At 49.9% G+C, this 465-nt stretch carries 1 protein-coding gene; it reads left to right on the top strand.

The annotated features are described in order from the left end of the window. On the top strand, positions 1-465 hold a 465-nt coding region (locus tag JS756_RS38395; RefSeq protein WP_205387477.1), incomplete at both ends, for a hypothetical protein.

The following is a 465-nucleotide window of genomic DNA, read 5'->3' as shown; positions in this document are numbered from 1 at the left end:
GGTATATCAGACACACACGAGAAGCAAGCTACGATCCTGGAAGCCCTGTCCCGGAAATTTACCCTTCACCCAGAACTCTCGCTGCATCGTGTTGCGGAGCGTCTGCCATTTACGTATACCGGTGCGGATTTGTATGCGCTGTGCTCGGATGCCATGCTTAAGGCCGTCACTCGTAAGGCGTTGGCGGTAGATGAGAAGATCCGCCAGTTACCAGGTGAACCTGTTAGTACGGCGTACTTCTTTGATCACTACGCTACGCCGGAGGATGTTGCCGTGGTTGTCACTGAGGAGGATTATATGGCGGCTCAAGATGAACTGGTTCCTAGTGTTAGGTATGTCTTCTCCATTTCAACACACTTGCTTTTTTTCAATATGCAGTGGCTAATAAACAAACAGCGCCAAAGAGCTCGAACACTTCGAACGAATCCGCCAGAGCTTCGAATCCGTCGACCAACAGAAAAAGAA

This window comes from Streptomyces actuosus (assembly GCF_016921115.1).
Classification (GTDB): Bacteria; Actinomycetota; Actinomycetes; order Streptomycetales; family Streptomycetaceae; genus Streptomyces; species Streptomyces actuosus_A.
Note: the sequence above shows the minus strand (reverse complement) of the source record. Positions and strands in the feature narration are given on the sequence as shown.